Annotated in this window: 17 protein-coding genes and 1 pseudogene; 14 read left to right on the forward strand and 4 right to left on the reverse strand. The window is 64.7% G+C overall.

What is annotated here, in order from left to right:
- Window positions 1-233: 233 nt before the first annotated feature.
- Window positions 234-887, forward strand: a pseudogene (locus ACIBG0_RS05785) (dienelactone hydrolase family protein); the annotation flags it as partial.
- On the opposite strand, the gene ACIBG0_RS05790 reads toward ACIBG0_RS05785, so the two are convergent.
- Together ACIBG0_RS05790 and ACIBG0_RS05795 are read right to left on the reverse strand one after the other, a co-directional pair.
- A complete protein-coding gene (locus tag ACIBG0_RS05790) occupies window positions 868-1,971 on the reverse strand; it encodes a CapA family protein (protein ID WP_397029582.1) in 1,104 nt (367 codons plus the stop codon). The pseudogene ACIBG0_RS05785 and the gene ACIBG0_RS05790 sit on opposite strands and share 20 nt — an antisense overlap.
- A gap of 70 nt (window positions 1,972-2,041) precedes the next feature.
- Window positions 2,042-2,626 (reverse strand): TetR/AcrR family transcriptional regulator, encoded by a 585-nt coding sequence (locus tag ACIBG0_RS05795; RefSeq protein WP_397029584.1) that lies wholly within the window; start codon window positions 2,624-2,626, stop codon window positions 2,042-2,044.
- A gap of 96 nt (window positions 2,627-2,722) precedes the next feature.
- Between ACIBG0_RS05795 and ACIBG0_RS05800 the strand changes: the two genes are divergently transcribed.
- Entirely contained in the window at window positions 2,723-3,862 is a 1,140-nt protein-coding gene (locus ACIBG0_RS05800; RefSeq protein ID WP_397030228.1) for an acyl-CoA dehydrogenase family protein, read from the forward strand.
- A gap of 244 nt (window positions 3,863-4,106) precedes the next feature.
- Here ACIBG0_RS05800 and ACIBG0_RS05805 read toward each other — a convergent pair whose 3' ends face one another.
- Window positions 4,107-7,526, reverse strand: coding sequence for a protein kinase (locus ACIBG0_RS05805; protein WP_397029586.1), 3,420 nt, complete (start codon window positions 7,524-7,526; stop codon window positions 4,107-4,109).
- Window positions 7,527-7,934: 408 nt separating this feature from the next.
- On the opposite strand from ACIBG0_RS05805, the gene ACIBG0_RS05810 reads away from it, so the two are divergent.
- Complete coding sequence (locus ACIBG0_RS05810; protein WP_397029588.1) at window positions 7,935-8,360, forward strand: nuclear transport factor 2 family protein; 426 nt, start codon at window positions 7,935-7,937, stop codon at window positions 8,358-8,360.
- Window positions 8,357-8,905 (forward strand): nuclear transport factor 2 family protein, encoded by a 549-nt coding sequence (locus ACIBG0_RS05815; RefSeq protein ID WP_397029590.1) that lies wholly within the window; start codon window positions 8,357-8,359, stop codon window positions 8,903-8,905. Before ACIBG0_RS05810 ends, ACIBG0_RS05815 begins: the two co-directional genes overlap by 4 nt.
- 16 nt (window positions 8,906-8,921) lie before the next feature.
- On the opposite strand, the gene ACIBG0_RS05820 is transcribed toward ACIBG0_RS05815, so the two are convergent.
- Window positions 8,922-9,827 carry a helix-turn-helix domain-containing protein gene (locus ACIBG0_RS05820; protein ID WP_397029592.1) on the reverse strand — a complete coding sequence of 302 codons (906 nt, stop codon included), beginning with the start codon at window positions 9,825-9,827 and terminating at the stop codon, window positions 8,922-8,924.
- Window positions 9,828-9,907: 80 nt separating this feature from the next.
- Here ACIBG0_RS05820 and ACIBG0_RS05825 point away from each other — a divergent pair, with 80 nt between their 5' ends.
- From ACIBG0_RS05825 to ACIBG0_RS05870, 10 genes are read left to right on the forward strand one after another with little or no spacing between them, the layout of a single operon-like run.
- On the forward strand, window positions 9,908-10,342 hold the full coding sequence (locus ACIBG0_RS05825; RefSeq protein ID WP_397029594.1) for a nuclear transport factor 2 family protein: 435 nt from the start codon (window positions 9,908-9,910) through the stop codon (window positions 10,340-10,342).
- Window positions 10,343-10,350: 8 nt separating this feature from the next.
- The gene (locus ACIBG0_RS05830) at window positions 10,351-11,226 is read left to right on the forward strand and encodes an MlaE family ABC transporter permease (RefSeq protein ID WP_397029596.1); all 876 of its coding nucleotides are present in this window, start codon (window positions 10,351-10,353) and stop codon (window positions 11,224-11,226) included.
- Window positions 11,226-12,080, forward strand: a complete 855-nt coding sequence (locus tag ACIBG0_RS05835) for an ABC transporter permease (protein ID WP_397029599.1) — start codon at window positions 11,226-11,228, stop codon at window positions 12,078-12,080. Before ACIBG0_RS05830 ends, ACIBG0_RS05835 begins: the two co-directional genes overlap by 1 nt.
- 3 nt (window positions 12,081-12,083) lie before the next feature.
- The gene (locus tag ACIBG0_RS05840) at window positions 12,084-13,394 is read left to right on the forward strand and encodes an MlaD family protein (protein WP_397029601.1); all 1,311 of its coding nucleotides are present in this window, start codon (window positions 12,084-12,086) and stop codon (window positions 13,392-13,394) included.
- Window positions 13,391-14,428, forward strand: a complete 1,038-nt coding sequence (locus tag ACIBG0_RS05845; RefSeq protein ID WP_397029603.1) for an MCE family protein — start codon at window positions 13,391-13,393, stop codon at window positions 14,426-14,428. Before ACIBG0_RS05840 ends, ACIBG0_RS05845 begins: the two co-directional genes overlap by 4 nt.
- 7 nt (window positions 14,429-14,435) lie before the next feature.
- Window positions 14,436-15,488: an MCE family protein gene (locus ACIBG0_RS05850; protein WP_397029605.1), complete on the forward strand. Its 1,053-nt coding sequence runs from the start codon at window positions 14,436-14,438 to the stop codon at window positions 15,486-15,488.
- The gene (locus ACIBG0_RS05855; RefSeq protein ID WP_397029607.1) at window positions 15,485-16,600 is read left to right on the forward strand and encodes an MCE family protein; all 1,116 of its coding nucleotides are present in this window, start codon (window positions 15,485-15,487) and stop codon (window positions 16,598-16,600) included. The genes ACIBG0_RS05850 and ACIBG0_RS05855 overlap by 4 nt, the downstream gene beginning before the upstream one ends.
- A gap of 16 nt (window positions 16,601-16,616) precedes the next feature.
- Window positions 16,617-17,738 (forward strand): MlaD family protein, encoded by a 1,122-nt coding sequence (locus tag ACIBG0_RS05860; RefSeq protein WP_397029608.1) that lies wholly within the window; start codon window positions 16,617-16,619, stop codon window positions 17,736-17,738.
- 56 nt (window positions 17,739-17,794) lie between these two features.
- Window positions 17,795-18,997: an MlaD family protein gene (locus ACIBG0_RS05865; RefSeq protein ID WP_397029610.1), complete on the forward strand. Its 1,203-nt coding sequence runs from the start codon at window positions 17,795-17,797 to the stop codon at window positions 18,995-18,997.
- A gap of 38 nt (window positions 18,998-19,035) precedes the next feature.
- A complete protein-coding gene (locus ACIBG0_RS05870; RefSeq protein WP_397029612.1) occupies window positions 19,036-19,776 on the forward strand; it encodes a hypothetical protein in 741 nt (246 codons plus the stop codon).
- The last annotated feature ends 51 nt before the right edge of the window (window positions 19,777-19,827 follow it).

A 19,827-nucleotide genomic window follows, 5' to 3' on the forward strand; every position in this document is an offset into this window, starting at 1 on the left:
GAAGGCGGTCCCTGCGGCATGGTTGACAGTTGCTGTCGGCGAGGCTTCCCGATAGTCCGTCTTCACGAGCGTATTGATCGCGTATCCATTGTGCGCGCCTCGGTAGCCGGATGGAACCCGGAGTTCAGTCGCGGCCCGGTCGCGACCAGCTCCGGCCCAACCGCCTCTTGCACACCACCGACTGAGCGAGTAGTCCGGATACCAGGAGGTGTTCGATGCTGCCCTCCGCATCCGATCCCCTGACGCGGACAGAAGAAGTCATCGTGTCGTCGGAGTCCATCCGGCTGACGGGGATACTGGCCGTCCCGCAGCAGCCCAGCGGTCTGGTCATCTTCGCGCACGGCAGCGGCAGCGGTCGGCACAGTCCGCGGAATCGGCTGGTCGCCGATGTACTCAACCGAGCGGGACTCGCGACGATGCTCGTCGATCTGCTGACCGCTGCCGAGGAGGGTAACCGCGCACGCGTTTTCGATATCGAGCTGCTTGCCGAGCGTCTCGTCGCGGTGACTCGCGGGCTGCGCACGCGGCCGGGTCTGAGCGGCCTTGCGACCGGATATTTCGGGGCGAGCACGGGGGCCGGTGCCGCACTGTGGGCAGCCACCGAACCCAACACCGAGATCGCGGCCATCGTCTCCCGGGGCGGCCGCCCTGATCTGGCCGGTCCGCGGCTGGCTCACGTCCGCGCTCCGACGCTGCTCATTGTCGGCGGTAACGACCGGCACGTGCTGGAGCTCAATCGAGAGGCCCAGCTGCGGATGCCGTGTCCGAGCGAGATCGACGTCGTCCCCGGTGCGACGCACCTGTTCGAGGAGCCCGGTGCGCTCGAGCAGGTGGCGGACCTGGCCCGTGACTGGTTCGGTCGCCACCTCAGTGTCGTGCGGTCCTGAACACCACGGGTAGGTCCTCGGGGCGCGGAGCGACCCGGGTGCCGAAGTCGCGACTGATGTGCTCGATCGTCTCGCACAGCCATCGGGATTCATCACGCGCGGCCGAGTGCAGGCGCATGTGCCGGATTCGCAGCGGAATCATTCGCGTCTCCATCACGCCGGCATCGATGGAGACAAGGTAGAGCAAGCGAAGCTCCGGGCGGTAGCGCTCATAGCCGCGGATGCCCTCGTAATCATCGATGACGTCACCGCACCCGTACAGAATCGGTTTGCCCCGGTAGATCTCGATCGGCCTTGGATGGTGTGCGGAATGCCCGTGCACGAGGTCGATTCCGGCGTCGACCAATCGATGCGCGAACTGCCTTTCGCTCTGCGGAACCCCGTAGCCCCAGTTGGGCCCCCAATGTACGGAGACGATCGCGATATCGCCGTCGCGCTTGTGCGCCAACACTTCTGCCGCCACCTCCTCGGCGGCGCGAATATTCGGCGAATCACCGATCCACCACAGTCCCGGCCGATCGCGGCGAGCCGCCCAATGGTGCGGCACCCCACTCGATCCCGCACCGACCGAGACGATTACCACTCGTCGTCCATCATCGAGTTCCGAGATCGCCGGGACCCGTGCATCGTCGAAATCCGCGCCCGCCCCGGCGCGCTGAATGCCCGCGGAATCGAGTGTTTCCACCGTGTCCGCAAGCCCCTCGACACCGAAATCGAGAATGTGGTTGTTGGCCAGTGCGCAGACGACCGGTGCGACTGCGGTCAACACCGGAATATTGGCCGGGTTCATGCGGTAGTGAATGCCCTTGCCGGACGCGAAGGCGCCAGCCGCGGTGATCGCGGTTTCCAGATTGACCAATCGCACCTGCGGGCCGAGCTGAGCAAGAATCGGCAGGACTTCTCCCCACGGGTGACCGAAATCCACGGGACGGGCGAATTCACCGCTTATCTGCTCCGCCAACTCCGCATACGTCCGCGCATCCTGGACCCACCGTTCGTGCAGCGTCGGATCACCGGGATACGGGAGGATCTGGTCCACCCCACGACCCAGCATGACGTCGCCGCCCAGCAGCACCGTCGCCATACCCACTATTGTCGATCCTGTCCGCCGTATCGTTCAATGCACGGTGTCGCCTACGAGCGGTGTCGGCCGGCTACGCGCTGATCCCTGCGGTGAGAATGGCGGCCAACTCCCGGTAGGCATCGGCATCATCGAGCCCGGTGTGCTCGCGCACCCCGCCCTGCTGGATGCGGACCATCATGGTCGCGGCCATATCGGCGGCGAAGGCGGCGTGGACGTCACGGAATTCGCCCGCCGCGACACCTTCATCGATGAGTTCGCGGACCCGTCGAGCGGCGATCCGGGTGTTCTTCTCGTAGATCTCCCGCGCGGGCGCGAATCCGCCCAAGTCGGCCATGAATCGGTCGGAGGCGGCAGCCAGGGCGGTACCGACCGCCGAGAGGTAGGCGGCGATGCGCTCACGGACATCGGTGATCCGCGCGATATGGGTTTCCACATCGTCGGTGGCGCGTCGGAAGAAATGTACGGTCGCGGCACGGACCAGCTGTTCTTTACTGCTCGCAAGGGTGTAGAGGGTCGACTTCGAGCAGCGCAGCCGTGCGGCGATCTCGTCGAGGGTCAGATGTGCGAATCCCTCGCTCAGAAACAGGTCGACCAGCGTGTCGAAGAGTTCGGTACGCCGCCGGGTCGCGAATCCTGCGCGGGTGAGCTGGTCCATAGCAGCGAATAGTACTGATGCGGCCCTTGCAGTACTGGGGCACCAGCAGTACTGTACACAGTAATTCAGTACTGTTATTCGTAGGTGAGGAGTCTTGTGGTCGTCGAACGTCTGCTGCCCACCAGCGAAGCCCGGGAGTTGATCCAGCTCACGCGCGACATCGCCGATAAGGTCCTAGCACCGATCGTCGATGAACACGAGCGGGCCGAGAGCTATCCCGAGGGCGTGTTCGCCACACTGGGGGAGGCTGGGTTATTGAGCCTGCCCTACCCGGTTGAATGGGGCGGCGGTGGCCAGCCGTATGAGGTGTATCTACAGGTCCTCGAGGAGATCGCCGCGCGGTGGGCGGCGATCGCGGTCGCGGTCAGCGTGCACAGCCTGGCCTGCCATCCGATGCTGGTCTTCGGTACCGAGGAGCAGAAGCGGCGTTGGCTGCCGGAGATGCTGGGCGGCAATACGATCGGTGCGTACAGCCTTTCCGAGCCGCAGGCCGGATCAGATGCGGCCGCGGTGGCCTGCAAGGCCGCTCCGGTCGATGGCGGCTATCTCGTCAACGGCACCAAGGCCTGGATCACCCATGGCGGCATCGCCGACTTCTACAACCTTTTCGCGCGCACGGGCGAGGGGTCGCGGGGGATCTCCTGCTTCCTGGTACCACGTGCGACCACCGGCCTTACCTTCGGCAAGCCCGAGCAGAAGATGGGACTGCACGCGGTGCCGACCACGACCGCGCACTACGACGACGCGTTCCTGCCCGTCGAGCGACGCATTGGTACCGAGGGGCAAGGCCTCCAGATCGCCTTGAGCGCACTGGATTCCGGTCGGCTTGGTATCGCCGCCGTCGCGACCGGACTGGCTCAGGCGGCGCTCGATGAAGCCGTCGCCTACGCCAAGGAGCGCTCGGCATTCGGCAAGCCGATCATCGACCATCAGGGCCTCGGGTTCCTGCTGGCCGATATGGCTGCCGCGGTCGACTCGGCCCGCGCGACCTACCTCGATGCCGCGCGGCGACGCGATGCGGGGCTGGCGTACTCGCGGCAGGCGAGTGTGGCCAAACTCCTCGCCACCGACGCGGCAATGAAGGTCACCACCGACGCCGTCCAGGTATTCGGCGGCTACGGCTATACCTGCGACTTCCGGGTCGAGCGGTACATGCGTGAGGCCAAGATCACCCAAATCTTCGAGGGCACCAACCAAATTCAGCGATTGGTCATAGCACGCAGCCTCGCGCACTGATGGGCTGTGCCGCACCTGAACTCCACTCCGCCGCAACCGGTTCGGCCTTGCAGACCGCGCAGCGACACCTTGCGTGCCGCGCTCAACCCGGCGACGCCACCGCCGATCACGACCAGATCGGCGGCGGCTACCCAGTCGATCCGCGATCGGTGGATACGTCGGGCCGTCCTCGCTAAGGCCGCAAGCGCGGACCGCCGATCACCGAATTGGGGTGCAGCGGTTTCGACGCGACGCCGAGTGGATGTCATTGGACCGATGGCGAGGTATCCGCTGCCGCCCCGAGCAGTTCCAGGAATCGCATCATCTGCGGTGCGCCGTCATATCGCGCTTCCGTCGCGATCGCCCAGATGTGCGGCCCCTCGTCGGCCGCGGTGCGAACCAAGCCGTGCTCAGCACACAGCACCAACGCGGGTAGTGCGGCCTCGGTGGCGGTCCGGTGGTGTCCGGCGGCCCACAGGCAGCCCGCTCGCAAGAGTTGGGCTCGGACGAATGCTCTTGGGCGATGCTGGGATTCGATCACACGCACCATTTGCTCGGCGCGGTCGCAGGCCTGATCAGCCGAGTGGTCGGCCAGCAGCAGCCGAATCGCGGAGTCCTGTTCGAGTTCGGCGATACCGGCGTGAATCATTGTGTCATGCCTGCGATATGGCGGCAGCTGCCCGAGCGCGTCGCGAGTTTCGGGTGGAATCGGCAGACCGAGGCGGATACGTTCGTTGACCATGCGGGCGGCCAAGCGCGGCAATGAGTCGTGCTCCGCGATTTCCGCCCCCTGGGTAAGGCGTAGTTCGGCAGCGGCGAGGTCGCCGCGTACCGCTTTGATGCGTGCGCCGGTGCCGAAGCTGGCGAGCAGGAACCAGACCGCGCCGCCGTGGCGGCCGAGATCAGCGCTGGAGTCGAGTAGCTGCTCGGCTTCATCGAGGCGGTTCTGCTCGTAGCGGATGGAGCCGAGAAGGGCGCCGGACATCCGCGAACCATAGGTCTGCGCGTGGCCGCGCCGGGTGCGGGCGATGGCGGCATAGAAATGTTCTTCGGCGGCGCCGATGTCGAGTTGCTCGAGGGCCGCGAGCCCGGCGACGCACCTGCCGTACATCACTCCGAACGCGCCTTTGCTGCGACGGTGATACGGCGCTGCCCATTGTTGCCAGCGGCGGGCCTCGGCGAAGTCGAAACGGTTGAGTGCATCGATGGACGCGAGATTCGCCGCGTTCGTGGCGGTGAACGGCGTGTCGGCATCCTCGAGATGTTGGACCAGCAGCTCTGGCAGACCGTCGAATCGGTCGGTGACGAATTGTGCCGCACCCGCGACCGTTTGCGCCTCGACTCGCAGCTTGGTCGCCTCGGTACCGGTTACCGCGCCGGCATCCAGTTCGGCAGATAAATCATCCAACGCCAGCTGAACCTGCTCCGAGCGTTGCAGTCCGACGTTGGCCCAGGCTCGGCAAATCTGCAGCCTTGGTCGTGCCTGCGCCAAGTGCTGCGGCAGTTTCGTCAGCAAGCCGAGGAACGTCGCCATGCGGGACCCTTCGATGAGGTCCATGGCCCGTCGTTCGACCAGATCCGCCGCATAGTCCGGATCGTCGGCGGCCAGTGCGTGATCGACCGCGGTGGTGACGATCTCGTTTTCATCGCACCATTCGGCCGCGCGCCGATGCAGTTGAGCAAGGCGCGCGGGATCACGGCGCACCAGTCGACGCCGCAGGTAGTCGGCGAAGAGGTGGTGATATTGGAACCACTGGTCCTCTTCGTCGAGGCGGCGTAGGAACAGATTTCGGTCGGCAATCTCTTCGAGTAGTTCCTGGCTGTCGGAACGGTCCGTCAGCCGAACCGCGAGATCGGCGCACACTCGCTCCGTAATCGAGGTGGCAAGCAGGAAATCCAACAGCGGCGGCTCGAGTGAATCGAGCACGTTCTCGGCGAGGTAATCAGCGAGTGCCCTGTGGCGGCCGGTGAGCTGGTCGATGAACGCGGCAGGATGATCATTGCCGCGCAATGACAGCGAAGCCAATTGTAATGCGGCAGGCCACCCTTCGGTCGTTTCCTGTAAGCGGTTCACATCGTCGGTGGATAACGACGACCCGCCGGAGTCGGCCAGGAAAGCACCGGTTTCCTGCGAATCGAAACGCAGCTCCGCGACATCTATTTCGACCAGCTCATCGTGCACCAGCATGCGACTCAGCGGCAGACATGCCCTGGTTCGGCTCGCGATGACCAGCCGCAGATGATGGCAGCCGTGCTCGAGCAGATAATCCAATGCGGCACAGGTGGTTTCGGCATGTATCCGGTGCCAGTCATCGATCACGAGCACCATCGTCTGTCCAGCCGAGTGGATTTTGTCGATCAGCGCGGTCAGCACGTATCTCGCGGTATCGGACGACCGTTCCTCGAGTAGCGTGCCGAGTTCATGCGCCAGCTCCGGAGCGACGCGGCGGATGGCCTCGATCAGGTGGGAAAGGAACCAGACGATATTGTCGTCGTCGGGGTCGGCGGTCAGCCATGCCACCGGGACGTCCTCGGCCGCCAGCGCGGTGGCCCATTGCAGAGCCAGGGTGGTCTTGCCGAATCCGGCCGGTCCGTGGATCAGTGTCAGGCGCCGGTCACCACCGTCACGCAACAGCGCAAGCAGCCGGGTGCGGGCGATCATTGTATGGGGTGCGGCCGGTGGACGGAATTTCGTTGCCGTGCTGGGCGGTGGCGGTGGTGTCGCCGCCCCCGGGGTATGCGAGGCCACGGGAACCGCTGTGGCCGAACCGGATTCGATGACCGTGTGCGGCAAGGCCAGTGCGTCCACCGCCAGGCCGGTTTCGTGCTGCACCCGGCGCAGCCATTCCCCGAATTCGATCGCCGACCTCGGTCGTTCGTCCGGCTTCGCGGCCATGGCCGCCTCGATGGCCGCGCACACCGCCGTGGGGATGTGCTGATCACGCAGGCTGGGGGCGGCGGCGGTGGCGATGCGGGCCAGTTGCACTTGCACCGCTTCACCGGTGCGGCGTGCGAACGCGGCTCGCCCGGCCAGCAAGCAGTGCAAGGTAGCGCCTAGGCCGTAGATATCCGAGATCGGGGTGGGCGTCGAACCGCTGAGCACCTCGGGCGCGGTGAATGCGGGCGTGCCCTGGACGGTGCGCAGGGCGGAGGTGGTGGCATCGCCGAATTGGGCGATGCCGAAGTCGGCGAGCTGCGGTTCACCGTAGTCGGTGAGCAGGATATTGCCGGGCTTGACGTCGCGGTGCACGATGCCGATCGCGTGGGCGGCGGCCAGCGCAGCGGCCATCTTGACGCCGATCGAAAGCACCTCCGACCAGCGCAGCGGTCCCGAATCCCGCAGCACGCTCTCCAGCGAGCCGCAGGCGTAGTACGGCATGACGATATAAGGGCGGCCGGTGGCGGTGATGTCGACCTGTAGCACCTGCAGGATTTGGGGATGTCCGAACAGCCGCCCGAGTGCCCGCTGTTCTCGGAGAAATTGCTCGCGCTCGTCGCCGGTGACCTCGGATCTGAGCAATTTGACCGCGACGTAGCGTTCGAGTGCGTATTCGTAGCAGCAATATACGACGCCGAATCCGCCGCGGCCGATTTCGGTCGCGTCGCCGAATCCAGCGGCCGCTAGTTCCGCCGCGATTCCGGTGGGGAGGTCGCCCTGTGTCGCGGCCTCGTCGAACTCGTCCATCGAATATTCGTCGGCACCTCCGCGTCACGCATCCATCCCGACCCGTAACTCAACGATAGCGCCGTTGCGGAACGGTGATAACCAGGCGCTGTCCAGAGCGGCACAGTGCCCAACATCCACGCACCCGGATCGAACGAGAGCGCTACCCCCCGGCGCAGCGCGGCCACCGCCTGATATTCGTCGAGCACGAGCCTTCGGCGGGCGAGTCGTGGCGTGGGTTCCCGTGCCTCCCGGCGCCCTGTTTCAGGGATCGGGCGGACACACAGTTCGGCTTGACGCGTTTTCACCGCGAGCCTATGGTTCTGTCAACTATACGATGAAAGTTATCGAATATTTGATAGTTGCCTGTCTGACGCTGAAATTTGTTCACGGCGGTGCCGCGGTCGCGATCATCGACAACGAGGAAGAGTGGGAACACCGGTGGATCCGGATACATTGCAGGCGATCAACACGATCGAGTCGCTCAAGGCGCGTTATTTCCGCAGTTTCGACACCAAGGACTGGTCGGCACTCGGCTCGGTCCTCGCCGATGACGTCGACGTGGACACCACAGCGCTCGGCGGCACCAGTGTCACGGGTGCGTCGAATTATGTTGCTGCGCTGCAACGTGATTACGGCACAGCGGTGACCGTTCATCACGGGCACATGCCCGAAATCGCGATCACCGGCGCAGCTGCGGCGACCGGAACGTGGGCGGTGCAGGTGTTGCTGGTCCGCCCGGACGGCAAACGCCTGCTGGCATTCGGCCATGATCACGATAGGTACGGCATTCGTGACGGTCGATGGGTGATCACGGGCATCAAATCGACTGGCCTGCAAGAAGATCAGTCATGAGTTACACGCGGCGAGCATTCCTCATCGGGACCGGTGTCGCCGCCATCGGTCTCGCGGGAGCGAGGGCGACATGTGTGTCCGCGGACCCGGGTGCGGCGGCGGCACCGGACGCCGCGACCGTGGTAGCGGCTGTCTCCGCGATCAAACAGGTCAAGGCGCGCTATTTCCGGGCGGTGGATACCAAGGACTGGGAGTTGCTCGAACAGCAGGTAACCCCCGATGTCGTGATCGACACGACTGGCTCGGCCGGCATCATCACGACCGGCGCGGACGCTTTCATCGCTTATCTCCAGGCCACCATCGGTGCCGCCAGGACCGTCCATCACGGGCACATGCCCGAAATCGAGGTGCAGTCACCGAGTGCTGCGACGGGGGTGTGGGCGCTGCAGGATCTGCTGATCTTTCCCGGCAATATCCGAGTCGTCGGATTCGGGCACTACCACGAAACCTACGCATTCGACGGTGACCGCTGGCGCATCAAAAGCTCTGAACTCACCCGCCTCTACCTCGACCCAATCGCCGAGGAGAAACTGTTCGGCATGTGAGGACCGCGCCGCCCGGTCAAGCGTGCGACCGGGCGCCGTCGGTGATCGCAGTCGTCATCCGGATCAGGTGTTGGCCGATGGTTTCGGTCTGCTGCGGCGGGAGTTCGCCGAGGGGGTGGACCGAGAGCAGCAGCGCCGCGTGTCCTTGCGAGTCGAGGACCGGCGCGGTGATGGCGGAGACCGGTTGCGGCCGACCGGAGGTGACGTCCGGAAATCCGAGCGTGGTGAATTCCACGCGCAGTTGGTCGAGGGTCTCCTGGATATTCGATGGGAGCGCGATCGTGCCGGTGTCGAGCGTGCCGATAAGGCTCGCCGCTCGCCCGATGGCGGGCGCGGTGTAGTCCACATCGAATCCACGGTCGCGGATCCGGACGAGCGTCTCGTTCAGGCGTTCGGCGATCGCGGTATTCGTGGATGCGGCGCGCTGGATCCAGGCGCGGCGCTCCTCGGCGGTGTCCCAGGCCGCGAACACGGCACCGAATGGTGGCGCGTAGGGAATGCGATCACCGGGCCAGGCTCGCTCGCCGCCTTCGAACGCGGTGATCACCAACGAGTCGGCGACCTTCTCGGTTACCGATGCGGCATAACCGAATTCGGCCGTAAGCGCGACCGCGGCGGCTCGGGCGGCCTCGACGAAGGGACGCGTATTCACTGCCGCCGCGACCACGGCGAGCCCGGGCCCGAGTGCGTAGGCCTTTCCTGCCGGGTCGCGAGTAACCCATCCGCGATCGCACAGGGTCTTCAAGATCGCATGCGTGGTGGCCAGTGTCAGGTCCAATTCGCGTGCGATGTCGCTGTAGCGGAGCCGCTCGCTGCCGCGACGTGCCAGCAACTCCACAACATCGATGACACGCGCGGTCGGTGCCGATATCGCACCACGCATCTTGACTCCCTTCTCGCTCTGCCTTACGGTCGAACCCATCGAGTATTTGATAGAACTTATCGAATATTCGATAACAATACCTGCGGGTGACTCGCGACGCAAACCGAGAGAAAGCATCAATGCCCACACCGGACATTCTCATCACCGTCCACCAACTGACGCAGGTAAAAGCGCGTTATTGCCTGGCTGTCGACACCCAGGACTGGGCGGCTCTCACCGATCTGATGACCCTGGACATCGAACTGGACGTCAGCCACAGCATCACCGGCGTCCCCGTCATCACCGGGCGCGACAACGCCGTCGCGATGATTCGCTCCGCGCTGACCGGCGCTCGCACTGCCCACCAGGTCCACACGCCGCTGATCGATGCGGACGGCGACGAGGCCCGCGTCATCTGGGCTATGCAGGACCGCGTCGTATGGAACAACGGGTCGGCACTGACCGGATACGGGCACTACCACGAACGCTGGGTACGACGTCACGATGACTGGAAACTCGCCTCGCTCACCTTGACCCGGCTGATCACCGAAGAGTCCGGCACCACAGAGAGATAGAGGCATTCATGATGGCACGGGCAAAGACGCCGGTGACTTCGGGCGAGATCGCCGAGCGGTCGGCCGTCCGTGAGATCGAGCTGTGGGCACGCGGATATCTGCGTCGTCATCCCGGTGCGTCCCTGGAGACCGTCGGCGGGCAGGTTGTCCTTGCCGTGCGGGCGATCCAGTACCTGTTCGTCGACATCGTCACGGGCAAGTTCCCGTTCCGTGAATTCGTGCTCCAGGCGGTGTTCATGGCCAAAACCTCGTACGTGCCGACCATCGCCGTGGCGATCCCGATCAGCGCGACGATGTCGATCCTGTTCGGGCTGCTGGCCGGTCAGGTCGGGGCGAGTTCGCTGGCTGGTGCCGCGGGAGGCCTGGCGGTGATCCGACAGGCGGCGCCCATGGTTACGGCCATTCTGTTGGCCGCGGCCGTCGGATCCGCCATCTGCGCGGACCTCGGAGCGCGAACGATCCGCGAAGAGATCGACGCGATGCAGGTCATGGGCGTCTCGCCACTGCGGATGCTGGTGGTGCCCCGCTTGGCCGCAGGCATTGTGGTTGCGCTCGGGCTGACGGTTCTGAGTTCCTTCGTCGGATTTCTGGCCGGATATCTATTCAACGTCTATGTCCAGGGCGGCACCTCGGGAAGCTATCTGGCTACCTTCTCCTCTTTCGCCAGGATCGGCGACCTCTATCTGGCGATGGTGAAGGCCGTGGTGTTCGCCGTCATCGTCACCGTTGTCGCCTGTGAAAAAGGCCTGAGCACCAAGGGTGGTCCAGGAGGCGTCGCGAACTCGGTCAACGCCGCCGTCGTCGCCTCCATCATCATGCTCATGCTGGTGAATGCGGGATTCACCGAGTTGTACACCGTCCTCTTTCCAAGGACGACGCTCTGATGGCGTCGCGCTACTATCCGCCAGGAATCCGGCCGGTCGTAGTAGCCGGGACCACGATCGCGGTTCCGGTCATGCGGCTGGGGTACATGGTCACCTTCTTCGGCCGTGTGCTGGGCGGTATTCCGGTGGTGCTGCGGCACTATCGCACGGAGTTCCTGCGCATTCTGTCGAATGTGACGTGGGGAAACGGCTCCATCGTCGTGGGCGGCGGAACCGGGCAGGTCGTTCTCGTGCTCGGTGCCGCGGCGGGGGCGATCGTCGCCATCGAGGGCTTCAGCGCACTGAAACTGCTGGGCATGGCACCGGCTACCGGGATGATCGCCTCGACGGCGGTGACCCGCGAACTGGCGCCCATCATGTCCTCGATCGCCTTCGCCGCGCAGGCGGGCTGCCGCTTCACCGCGCAGCTGGGATCCATGCGCATCGCGGAGGAGGTCGACGCTCTCGATTCGATAGCGATCCGCCCGATACCGTATCTGGTCACGACGAGGATGCTGGCCTCGATCGTGGCGATGATTCCGCTGTACCTGGCCTGCCTCGCGTCCAGCTACCTGGCCGTCGAAATCGTCGTCGGTCTATCCGGCGGCCAGTCGCCGGGTACCTACGAACACTATTTCCGCCTGGTGCTCAGCGGCACCGACATTATCTATTCCCTGTCGAAGGCTGTCGTCTTCGTCATCATCACCACGACGATCCAGTGCTATTTCGGTTTCTACGCCTCGGGCGGCCCGCAAGGGGTCGGGGTGGCGGCCGGGCGTGCGATGCGCGCGAGCATCACCGCGATGATCTTCGTGAATCTGCTGATGACGATGACGCTGTGGGGCTTCGACGCCGGCGCGAGAATCAGTGGGTAACAGATGTCGATTGCGTTCGAATCCGACGGCAAGGTCCTGTCCGACTGGCAGTTGCTTCTGCGAGGGATTGCCTTGCTCCTGGTCGTCGCCACGGCCGCGGCCCTGATGATCGCCAGATCGCAAGGCGTATTCCGGCAGACCGTTCGCGTCACAGCGGTGTTGGTCAATGTGGGTGACGGCCTGCCGGTGAAGTCGGATGTGAAATATCAAGGCGTTCTGGTCGGTCAGGTCGACAGTGTGACGCCGTCCAGCGACGGCGGCCCGAATTACGTGCAGATCGATCTGAAACCCGAACATGTGCGGGGGATTCCGGCGACGGTGACCGCACGTGTGGTGCCGAGCAACGTATTCGCGGTGCCGTCGGTCCAGCTGGTGTACCAGGGCGACGGTGCACCGCTCGCCGCGGGCGCGCACATTCCCGAGGACCAGAGCCTGGATACGGTCCGGCTGCAGACATCCTTGACCGCGCTGAGCCGAATCGTCGCCGCCGCAGGGCGTTCGGAATCGGATCCGGCACTCGGGGTCCTGGCCGTCGTCGAACGCGCCACCAGCGGCCGCGGCGCCGAGGCCATTCGGGCCGGTGCCGAACTGACCAGGATCTCGGAGGCATTCAATGCGGCGATGGCTCCCGACGGGACCGCTTCGACACTCGGTGCACTTTCGGATGCTCTTGCCGGACTTCGCAACTCGGCGCCGGACCTGATGAGCGCGGTGCACAACGCGGTGGGGCCGATGCGTGCGGTGGCAGAGCACCGAGACCAGCTGGCGACCTTGCTGACGGGCGGTCTGTCGACCTCCGAAACGATCGGCACGGCATTGGAGAACAACACGGCGACGATCACCGACATGACCGCGAAGCTGTCCCCGGTGGTCGGCACTATCGCCGTGGGGAGTCGCAATTTCGTCCAGATGACCACTTCGCAGACCCGGCTGGCCCGGACGTTCCTCGGGCTGTGGGACACCGCGGATCAGAACGTCACTGCCAAGGTCATCGTCGAGCTGACGCCGCATCGGCAGTACACACGCGCCGATTGCCCCCGCTATGGCGATCTCGAGGGTCCGAGTTGCCGCACGGCCCCGGTCGGGGGGCCCACCATCATCGGCCCGAATGCGGCTGCGGCACCGGCGAATTATTCGTCTCCGATCGGGGGGAATGTGGGTCCGATCGGTAGCAGTCAGGAGCAGCAGCAGATCGCAGCGATTCTCGGCGGCGGGCCCAATACCGCGGCCGACATCCTGTTCGGCCCCTTACTCAGGGGCAACGACGTGAAGCTCACCCCGGCACCGGATGCCCCGACAGGAGAGCCGCGATGAGCTACCGCAAACCGTTGCTCGGCCTGATCTTGTTCCTGGTGGTCTCGGTCGGGCTGACCTGGATGATGTATGTGACGCTGTCACGTGACGTCAGCGGGCAGACCGAAACGTACTCCGCGATCTTCACCGATGTATCGGGACTGCATGCGCGCGACGACGTGCGCATGGCCGGGGTACGGGTCGGCCGGGTAAAAGCCGTCGAACTCGTGGGCACCCGTGCGAAGGTGACCTTCGAGGTCCAGCGCGGCCAGGTGTTGTACGGCAACACGGCAGCGTCGGTCACCTATCAGAATCTCATCGGGCAGCGCTATATCGGACTGTCGCTGCGGGAATTCGGCGATCCGAAGGTGTTACCGCCAGGCGGGCAGATCCCGGTCGAGCACACCGAGCCGTCGTTCGATATTTCGAAGCTGCTCAACGGATTCGAGCCACTGTTCAGCGTGCTCGATCCGCAACAGGTCGACAACATCAGTGCGGCGGTGGTGCGGGCGCTGCAGGGCGACGATGGTGCGATCACCACCTTGATCGCCGAAACCGCCTCGCTCGCACAGGCATTCGCGGGGCCGGACCAGGTGCTGGGTCAGGTGATCGACAATCTCGGTGCGGTACTGGGTGATATGTCCAAGCAGAGCGGCAACCTCAAGACGGTGCTGCAGCAGACGCGCAGGATCTTCGATGCGCTGGACCAGCAGCGTGATGTGCTGTTCGAGCAGGTCGATTCGATCTCCGGTGTGCTGGGCCGCGCCGCGGAAGTAGTGCGTGGTGCCAGTCCCTCGATGAATGCGTTCGTCGATCGGCAACCGGGATTCGCCCAGCACTTCATGGACAACAAGCAGAAGTTCGCCGAGCTGGGTTTCAATTTGCCGTTCCTGCTGAAGGGAATGGCCCGCGTTACCGACAACGGCGCCTATGTGGACGCCTACCCCTGCGATGTGCAGGTGAGCATGCTGCCCGGATTCGATCCGCTGCTCGCGGCGATTCTCGGGTCGAGCAACCCCGGCGGCAAAGTCGAGAACTCGGCGATCTGCAGGTGAGGCAGCGATGATACGACGACTGAAAACAGTATGGCAGCGGATGCGCCACCGCCCGCTCGAGGACCGCAGCAAACTGGGAATCGGCCTGGTCGCGGTCACCGTGGTCGCGGTGATGGTCGGGGTGACGGTATTCGTGAATTCACTGCACCTCGGTGAGCAGACCTACCGGGCCGACTTCGCGCAGGCCGCAGGTGTCGGCTCCGGCGATGCGGTGACCCTCGCCGGTATCCAGGTCGGCACCGTGACCGGAACACGGCTGGCCGGGGACCACGTGGTGGTGACCATGAAGCTGCGCCGCGGCCTACCGCTGGGATCCGATACCGGGGCCGCCATCAAACTGACGACGCTGCTCGGGTCGCGCTATATCGAACTCCGTCCCGCCGGGACGGGGCACCTGCGCGGCAATTCGATCGCGCTGTCACGCACCGAGGTGCCCTACGACCTGCAAACCGCGCTGCAGAATGCCACCACGACCTTCAGCAGCATCGATGCCGATCGGGTCGCGCAGACGATGAATACCTTGTCCGAGCAACTGCGCGGTACACCCGCGTTGATGCCCGAAATCCTCGGCAACATCAGGTCGCTGTCCTCGGTGATCGCCGATCGGCGCACCCAGATCGGTTCGCTGCTCAACGGTACCGATCAGGTGCTCGACGTGCTGCACGAGCAGCAGGCGGACCTGGCGGCCATGGTCGGTCAGGGCCGAAATATATTGGAGCAGATTATTTCTCGGCGGCAGGCCATCGAAGCACTGCTGAACGCCGCTACCACGCTGGTCCAACAGCTGAAGCCCATCGCGGTGGACGACGGGCCGCAAATCCAGCAACTGATCACCGATCTGACGCAGATGACGGCAATGATTGCCGGGCACGACGACCTGTTGCGCAACATCCTGCAGATCCTGCCGGTGCCGTGGCGGTTGTTCGCGAACGCATCGGGGTCCGGCCAGGAACTGGCGGCCAATGCGCCCGACGGCGCCTTCATCGATTCCTTCATGTGCGCACTGAGCGGATACGCGAAACACGTGAACCAGCAACCGTACTTCCAGGACTGCAAATGAATAGCGTGATCCGAGGAGTGAAGCTGGCGACCGTCGCCCTCATCGGCGCCGTGGTCGCCGGATGTTCCAGCGGCCCGCTCGGCGGGCTGACCGATACCTCCATGACGATTACCGCGCAGTTCGCGAATGCGAATGGCTTGTACACCGGTAACGCCGTCTCGGTACTCGGTATGCGGGTCGGCAAAGTCGTCGACATCCAGGCGCGGGCGACGCGCGTCGACGTCACCATGGATATCGACAAATGGGTCAAGATTCCGGCCGGTGCCCAGGCGGTTGTCGTGTCGGACTCCGTGCTGACCGACCGGCACATAGAACTCACTCCGGTATATCGCGACGGTCCGGCGCTGGCCGACCACACTGTCCTGACCACCGATCGAACCAGGACCCCGGTGGAATTCGACAGCCTGCTCGCGATGGCCGACAAACTGTCTACCTCGCTGGGTGGGGACGGCAAAGGCCATGGACCGGTCGGTGGTCTGCTCGACGTCGGCTCCCAGATCCTGGCCGACAACGGGAACAATCTGCGCGATGCGATGAGCGAACTGTCGCGCGCAATGCAGCTCGGCCCGGACAACGGTGCCGCGACCCGTGCCGCGGTTACCTCGGTCGTGCAGAATCTCGATGCCTTGACCGCGGCCGCGGCCCGCAATGATCAGGCATTGCGCGAATTCGGTTCCGGTGTGCGGACGCTCAGCGATATTCTCGCCGACCAGCACCTGGGAGCCGGGGACACCGGGGCGAGGCTGAATCAGATCATCATCGCGATGACCGATCTGCTGCAGCGTAATCAAGGCAATCTGCGGGCGCTGGCTTCGAATTCGAACACGATCACCAAATCCATGGCCGACTACAACGACAATCTGGCGGAATTTCTCGACGTCTTTCCGCTGGTGACCGACAACGCCTACAACGCTATCGACCAGAATATCGGCGCACTGCGCGCCACGGTCGATTTGAACAGGTTCTTCCTCGACGGCCAGATGCTGAAGACGGTTTGCAACCTGTTGGGGCTGAAGGAGCTCGGCTGTGCGACCGGAACCGCGCGCGATATGGGTCCCGACTTCGGTATCGGCCAGATGCTCGCGGTCATGGCCGGCGCACCGCCGAAATAGCAGGGATGACTCGATTATGACGAAATTCGGTTCGCGACAACGCCTTCTCCGCATGACCGCGGTGGTGGCGGTGTCGGCCGCTGCCTGCTCGGCCACCGCGTGTTCGGTGACACTGGACAAGCTCCCATTGCCGGCGCCGGGCATCGGCGGCGACAGCTATTCCTTGACGGCCACCTTCGCCAACGCGCTCAACCTGCCCGCCAAAGCGAAGGTCCGGCTCAACGGCGCCGATATCGGTGAGGTCCAGTCGATGCAGGCCGCGAACTACACGGCCGTGGTCGTGATGCGGATCAAATCCGGTGTGCGGTTGCCCGCGGGGACCACCGCCGAATTGCGTTCGGCCACACCGATGGGTGACGTGTTCGTCGCACTTACCCCGCCCGCCGAGCCGGATCCTGCGGCTCCCGATCTTGCCGACGGCGCGCGAGTTCCGCTGAAGTCGACGTCGGCGGCGGCGACCATCGAGGAAGTGCTCACCAGAGCGGCCTTGTTCGTCAACGGTGGTGCCATCGAGAACTTCACCAGCCTGGCCAATAGCCTCGGCGCGGCCGTCGGCGGGCGCGGTGACCGGCTGGCCGAGATGATCGAGCAGACCAGACAATTGGTGAAAAACCTCTCGACCCGGTCCGACCGGATCCGCGAAATCCTGGCGGCCACCGGCGATCTGAGCGCGACGATCGCGACGCAGCGGGCCGACGTCAGCGACGTTCTCGCCGCGGCCGGACCGGCTCTGCAGGTCATCGGCGATAACACCCGCGCCATCATCGATCTGGTCGGGCAGGTGAACCGGATCACCCAGCAGATTGCCCGGTACCCCTCGGTGAACGGCACGAACGACCGCAGCTTGATGGAATCGGTCAATGTGCTGGCCGACGGTATGAACGCCGCAGCGAACAATCCCGACGCAAACCTCGACGCACTTATCGGGCTTATCCCGCTGATCATGAAAGTGACGAGCGCGTCGTCGGCGCACGTGAATGTCGATGTCGCCCGGCTCGCGATCGGCGCGTTGCCGGATCCGAATACTCCCGCCGATTCCGGCGCCAGAATGCCGGACGCGACCGAGTGGGTGAACTTCATCGGGTCGCTGGAATACACCCTCAACCGCTTGCGAGAAAAAGTCGAGCCAGGCCGATGAAAACAGCCGTAATTTTGGAACCACCCGCGCGGGCGCTGGTGTACACGGTGCGGCAAATGTCGCGCAACCGCCTGCTGACTTCGTGCATCGGCCTACTGCTCGTTCTGGTCCTCGGGCTCGGGTACCTGCTGTTGGGCTCCCTGCAACTCGATCCGTTCCGGTCGCAATACCAGGTGCGGGTCGAACTGGCCCAATCCGGCGGCCTGCTGCCCGGTCAGGACGTCACGCTGCGCGGCGTCCGGGTTGGCCGCGTGCGGTCGGTGGGTGTTGACGCCGAGAAGGTCGTCGCCGTTGCCGACCTCCGCTCCGGTGTGCGGATCCCGCGTACCGGCGAGGTTCGGGTTGCCTCGTTGTCGGCGGCTGGCGAACAGTATCTGGACTTCCTGCCCGCATCCGAGAACGGGCCGTATCTGGCCGACGGCGACGTCGTCGCCAAAGAGCGGACGTCCACACCGGTCACATTGGCCACCATGCTCGCCAGCATGAGCGGCACGCTGGCGCAGCTGGATCCGGCCCGGATTGAGGCGATAGTGCGCGAACTCGGTGCGAGTTCGGCAGCACCCGAGAAACTGGCCGCCATCGTCGACGGCGGCATGTTCCTGCTCTCTACCTTGGATTCGGTTCTGCCGCAGACGGTTTCGCTACTGCACAACAGTAAGTCAGTGCTCTTCACGCTGCGCGACGCCGCTCCGGGGCTGCAGGCGACCGCCGCCGACCTGGCACAGACGATGGCCGGGGTGGGATCGATGACCGGTGGTTACCAGACCCTGGTCGACAACACACCGGCCGCGCTTACCGCGGTGGACAAGATCATCGCCGACAACTCGCCGACCATGGTGCAGTTGCTGGGCAACCTGGCCACCACCTCACAGATGGCCTACGTACATGTGCCGGCGCTGCAAGAATTCTTCTTTCCACAGCAGCGCACCGGCTCGACGCTCGATGCCATCATTTCGGCCCTGCACGACGGCGGGGTGTGGGCCATTGCGAGTGTCTACCCGAAATATGCGTGCGACTACGACCTGCCGCGCCTCCCAGGCACCATTCCGGATTCCCCGGAACCCTATCTGCACGCCCGGTGTACGAATACCGACCCGTCGCTGATGCCACGTGGCGCGGCGAACGCGCCCCGGCCGCCCGGCGACAACACGGCGACCATCCCACCCGGCGTGGATCCGCAGCAGCGCGCGGACCCGACACCGACCGGGCCGTACACCGTGCCACAGACCTACGGCGGCCCATTCGTGCAAGGGGGATAGCGCATCGGGGGAACGACGATCGTGAACAGGAGACAAGGATGAACAAGAGCTCGGTGATGGCAATGGACAAGGTCGACGACTCGGTCTCGTCCGACGGCGCGAGTGCGGTGCCCGACCCGGTGTCAGCCACGAATCCCGATGAGAGTCATGATGATTCGGCACCATCGACTGTCGGTGTGGAAGCGTCCGACGCCGGTGCGGACGCAACTGAAAACGCCGACGCCGGCGCCGCTGAGGACGGCGTGATCGCGGTCGCGGACGCCGCCGAGGGCACCGGGAAATCCGGCCGCTCGTGGCGCCGATTACTGCCACGCCCGCTGACCGGGATCCTGATGCTGCTGGTCGTGGTATCGGTCATACTCGCGGCGGTGTTCGGCTGGAAACTCGAGACCCGCAACGATCGCCAAGCCGCGGGCGCGGCGGCTTTGGCGGCCGCTCAGGACTACGCGGTAGCCCTGACCAGCATCGATTCCTCGCATATCGACAGCGATTTCGCGACCGTCCTGAACGGGGCGACCGGGGAATTCAAGAGCATGTACAGCAAGTCGGCCGATCAGCTCAAGCCGATGCTGCTGCAGGCCAAGTCGGTCAGCAAGGGACATGTCGTCGCCGCGAGCGTGCAGTCCGCTGCCGAGGACCACGCTGTGATCATGCTGTTCGTCGACGCCGAAATCACCAACGTGACCAACCCGACGCCACGCGTCGATCGCAACCGCATCTTGATGACCATGGACCGCGTCGACGGTCGCTGGCTGACGAGCAAGGTCGAACTGCCGTAAGCGGTCCGCCCCGCCATCCAACTAAAAAGTGCCATATCGAAATTCGAGCAG

It is taken from the genome of Nocardia sp. NPDC050630, assembly GCF_044457245.1.
Lineage (GTDB): Bacteria > Actinomycetota > Actinomycetes > Mycobacteriales > Mycobacteriaceae > Nocardia.

What these genes read in the sequence shown, in the direction of transcription:
- ACIBG0_RS05790 (WP_397029582.1), bottom strand. Translation starts at nt 1,971, where the DNA reads ATGGCGACGGTGCTGCTGGGCGGCGACGTCATGCTGGGTCGTGGGGTG.
- ACIBG0_RS05795 (WP_397029584.1), bottom strand. Translation starts at nt 2,626, where the DNA reads ATGGACCAGCTCACCCGCGCAGGATTCGCGACCCGGCGGCGTACCGAA.
- ACIBG0_RS05805 (WP_397029586.1), bottom strand. Translation starts at nt 7,526, where the DNA reads ATGGACGAGTTCGACGAGGCCGCGACACAGGGCGACCTCCCCACCGGA.
- ACIBG0_RS05815 (WP_397029590.1), top strand. Translation starts at nt 8,357, where the DNA reads ATGAGTTACACGCGGCGAGCATTCCTCATCGGGACCGGTGTCGCCGCC.
- ACIBG0_RS05820 (WP_397029592.1), bottom strand. Translation starts at nt 9,827, where the DNA reads ATGGGTTCGACCGTAAGGCAGAGCGAGAAGGGAGTCAAGATGCGTGGT.
- ACIBG0_RS05825 (WP_397029594.1), top strand. Translation starts at nt 9,908, where the DNA reads ATGCCCACACCGGACATTCTCATCACCGTCCACCAACTGACGCAGGTA.
- ACIBG0_RS05830 (WP_397029596.1), top strand. Translation starts at nt 10,351, where the DNA reads ATGATGGCACGGGCAAAGACGCCGGTGACTTCGGGCGAGATCGCCGAG.
- ACIBG0_RS05835 (WP_397029599.1), top strand. Translation starts at nt 11,226, where the DNA reads ATGGCGTCGCGCTACTATCCGCCAGGAATCCGGCCGGTCGTAGTAGCC.
- ACIBG0_RS05840 (WP_397029601.1), top strand. Translation starts at nt 12,084, where the DNA reads ATGTCGATTGCGTTCGAATCCGACGGCAAGGTCCTGTCCGACTGGCAG.
- ACIBG0_RS05845 (WP_397029603.1), top strand. Translation starts at nt 13,391, where the DNA reads ATGAGCTACCGCAAACCGTTGCTCGGCCTGATCTTGTTCCTGGTGGTC.
- ACIBG0_RS05850 (WP_397029605.1), top strand. Translation starts at nt 14,436, where the DNA reads ATGATACGACGACTGAAAACAGTATGGCAGCGGATGCGCCACCGCCCG.
- ACIBG0_RS05855 (WP_397029607.1), top strand. Translation starts at nt 15,485, where the DNA reads ATGAATAGCGTGATCCGAGGAGTGAAGCTGGCGACCGTCGCCCTCATC.
- ACIBG0_RS05860 (WP_397029608.1), top strand. Translation starts at nt 16,617, where the DNA reads ATGACGAAATTCGGTTCGCGACAACGCCTTCTCCGCATGACCGCGGTG.
- ACIBG0_RS05865 (WP_397029610.1), top strand. Translation starts at nt 17,795, where the DNA reads ATGTCGCGCAACCGCCTGCTGACTTCGTGCATCGGCCTACTGCTCGTT.
- ACIBG0_RS05870 (WP_397029612.1), top strand. Translation starts at nt 19,036, where the DNA reads ATGAACAAGAGCTCGGTGATGGCAATGGACAAGGTCGACGACTCGGTC.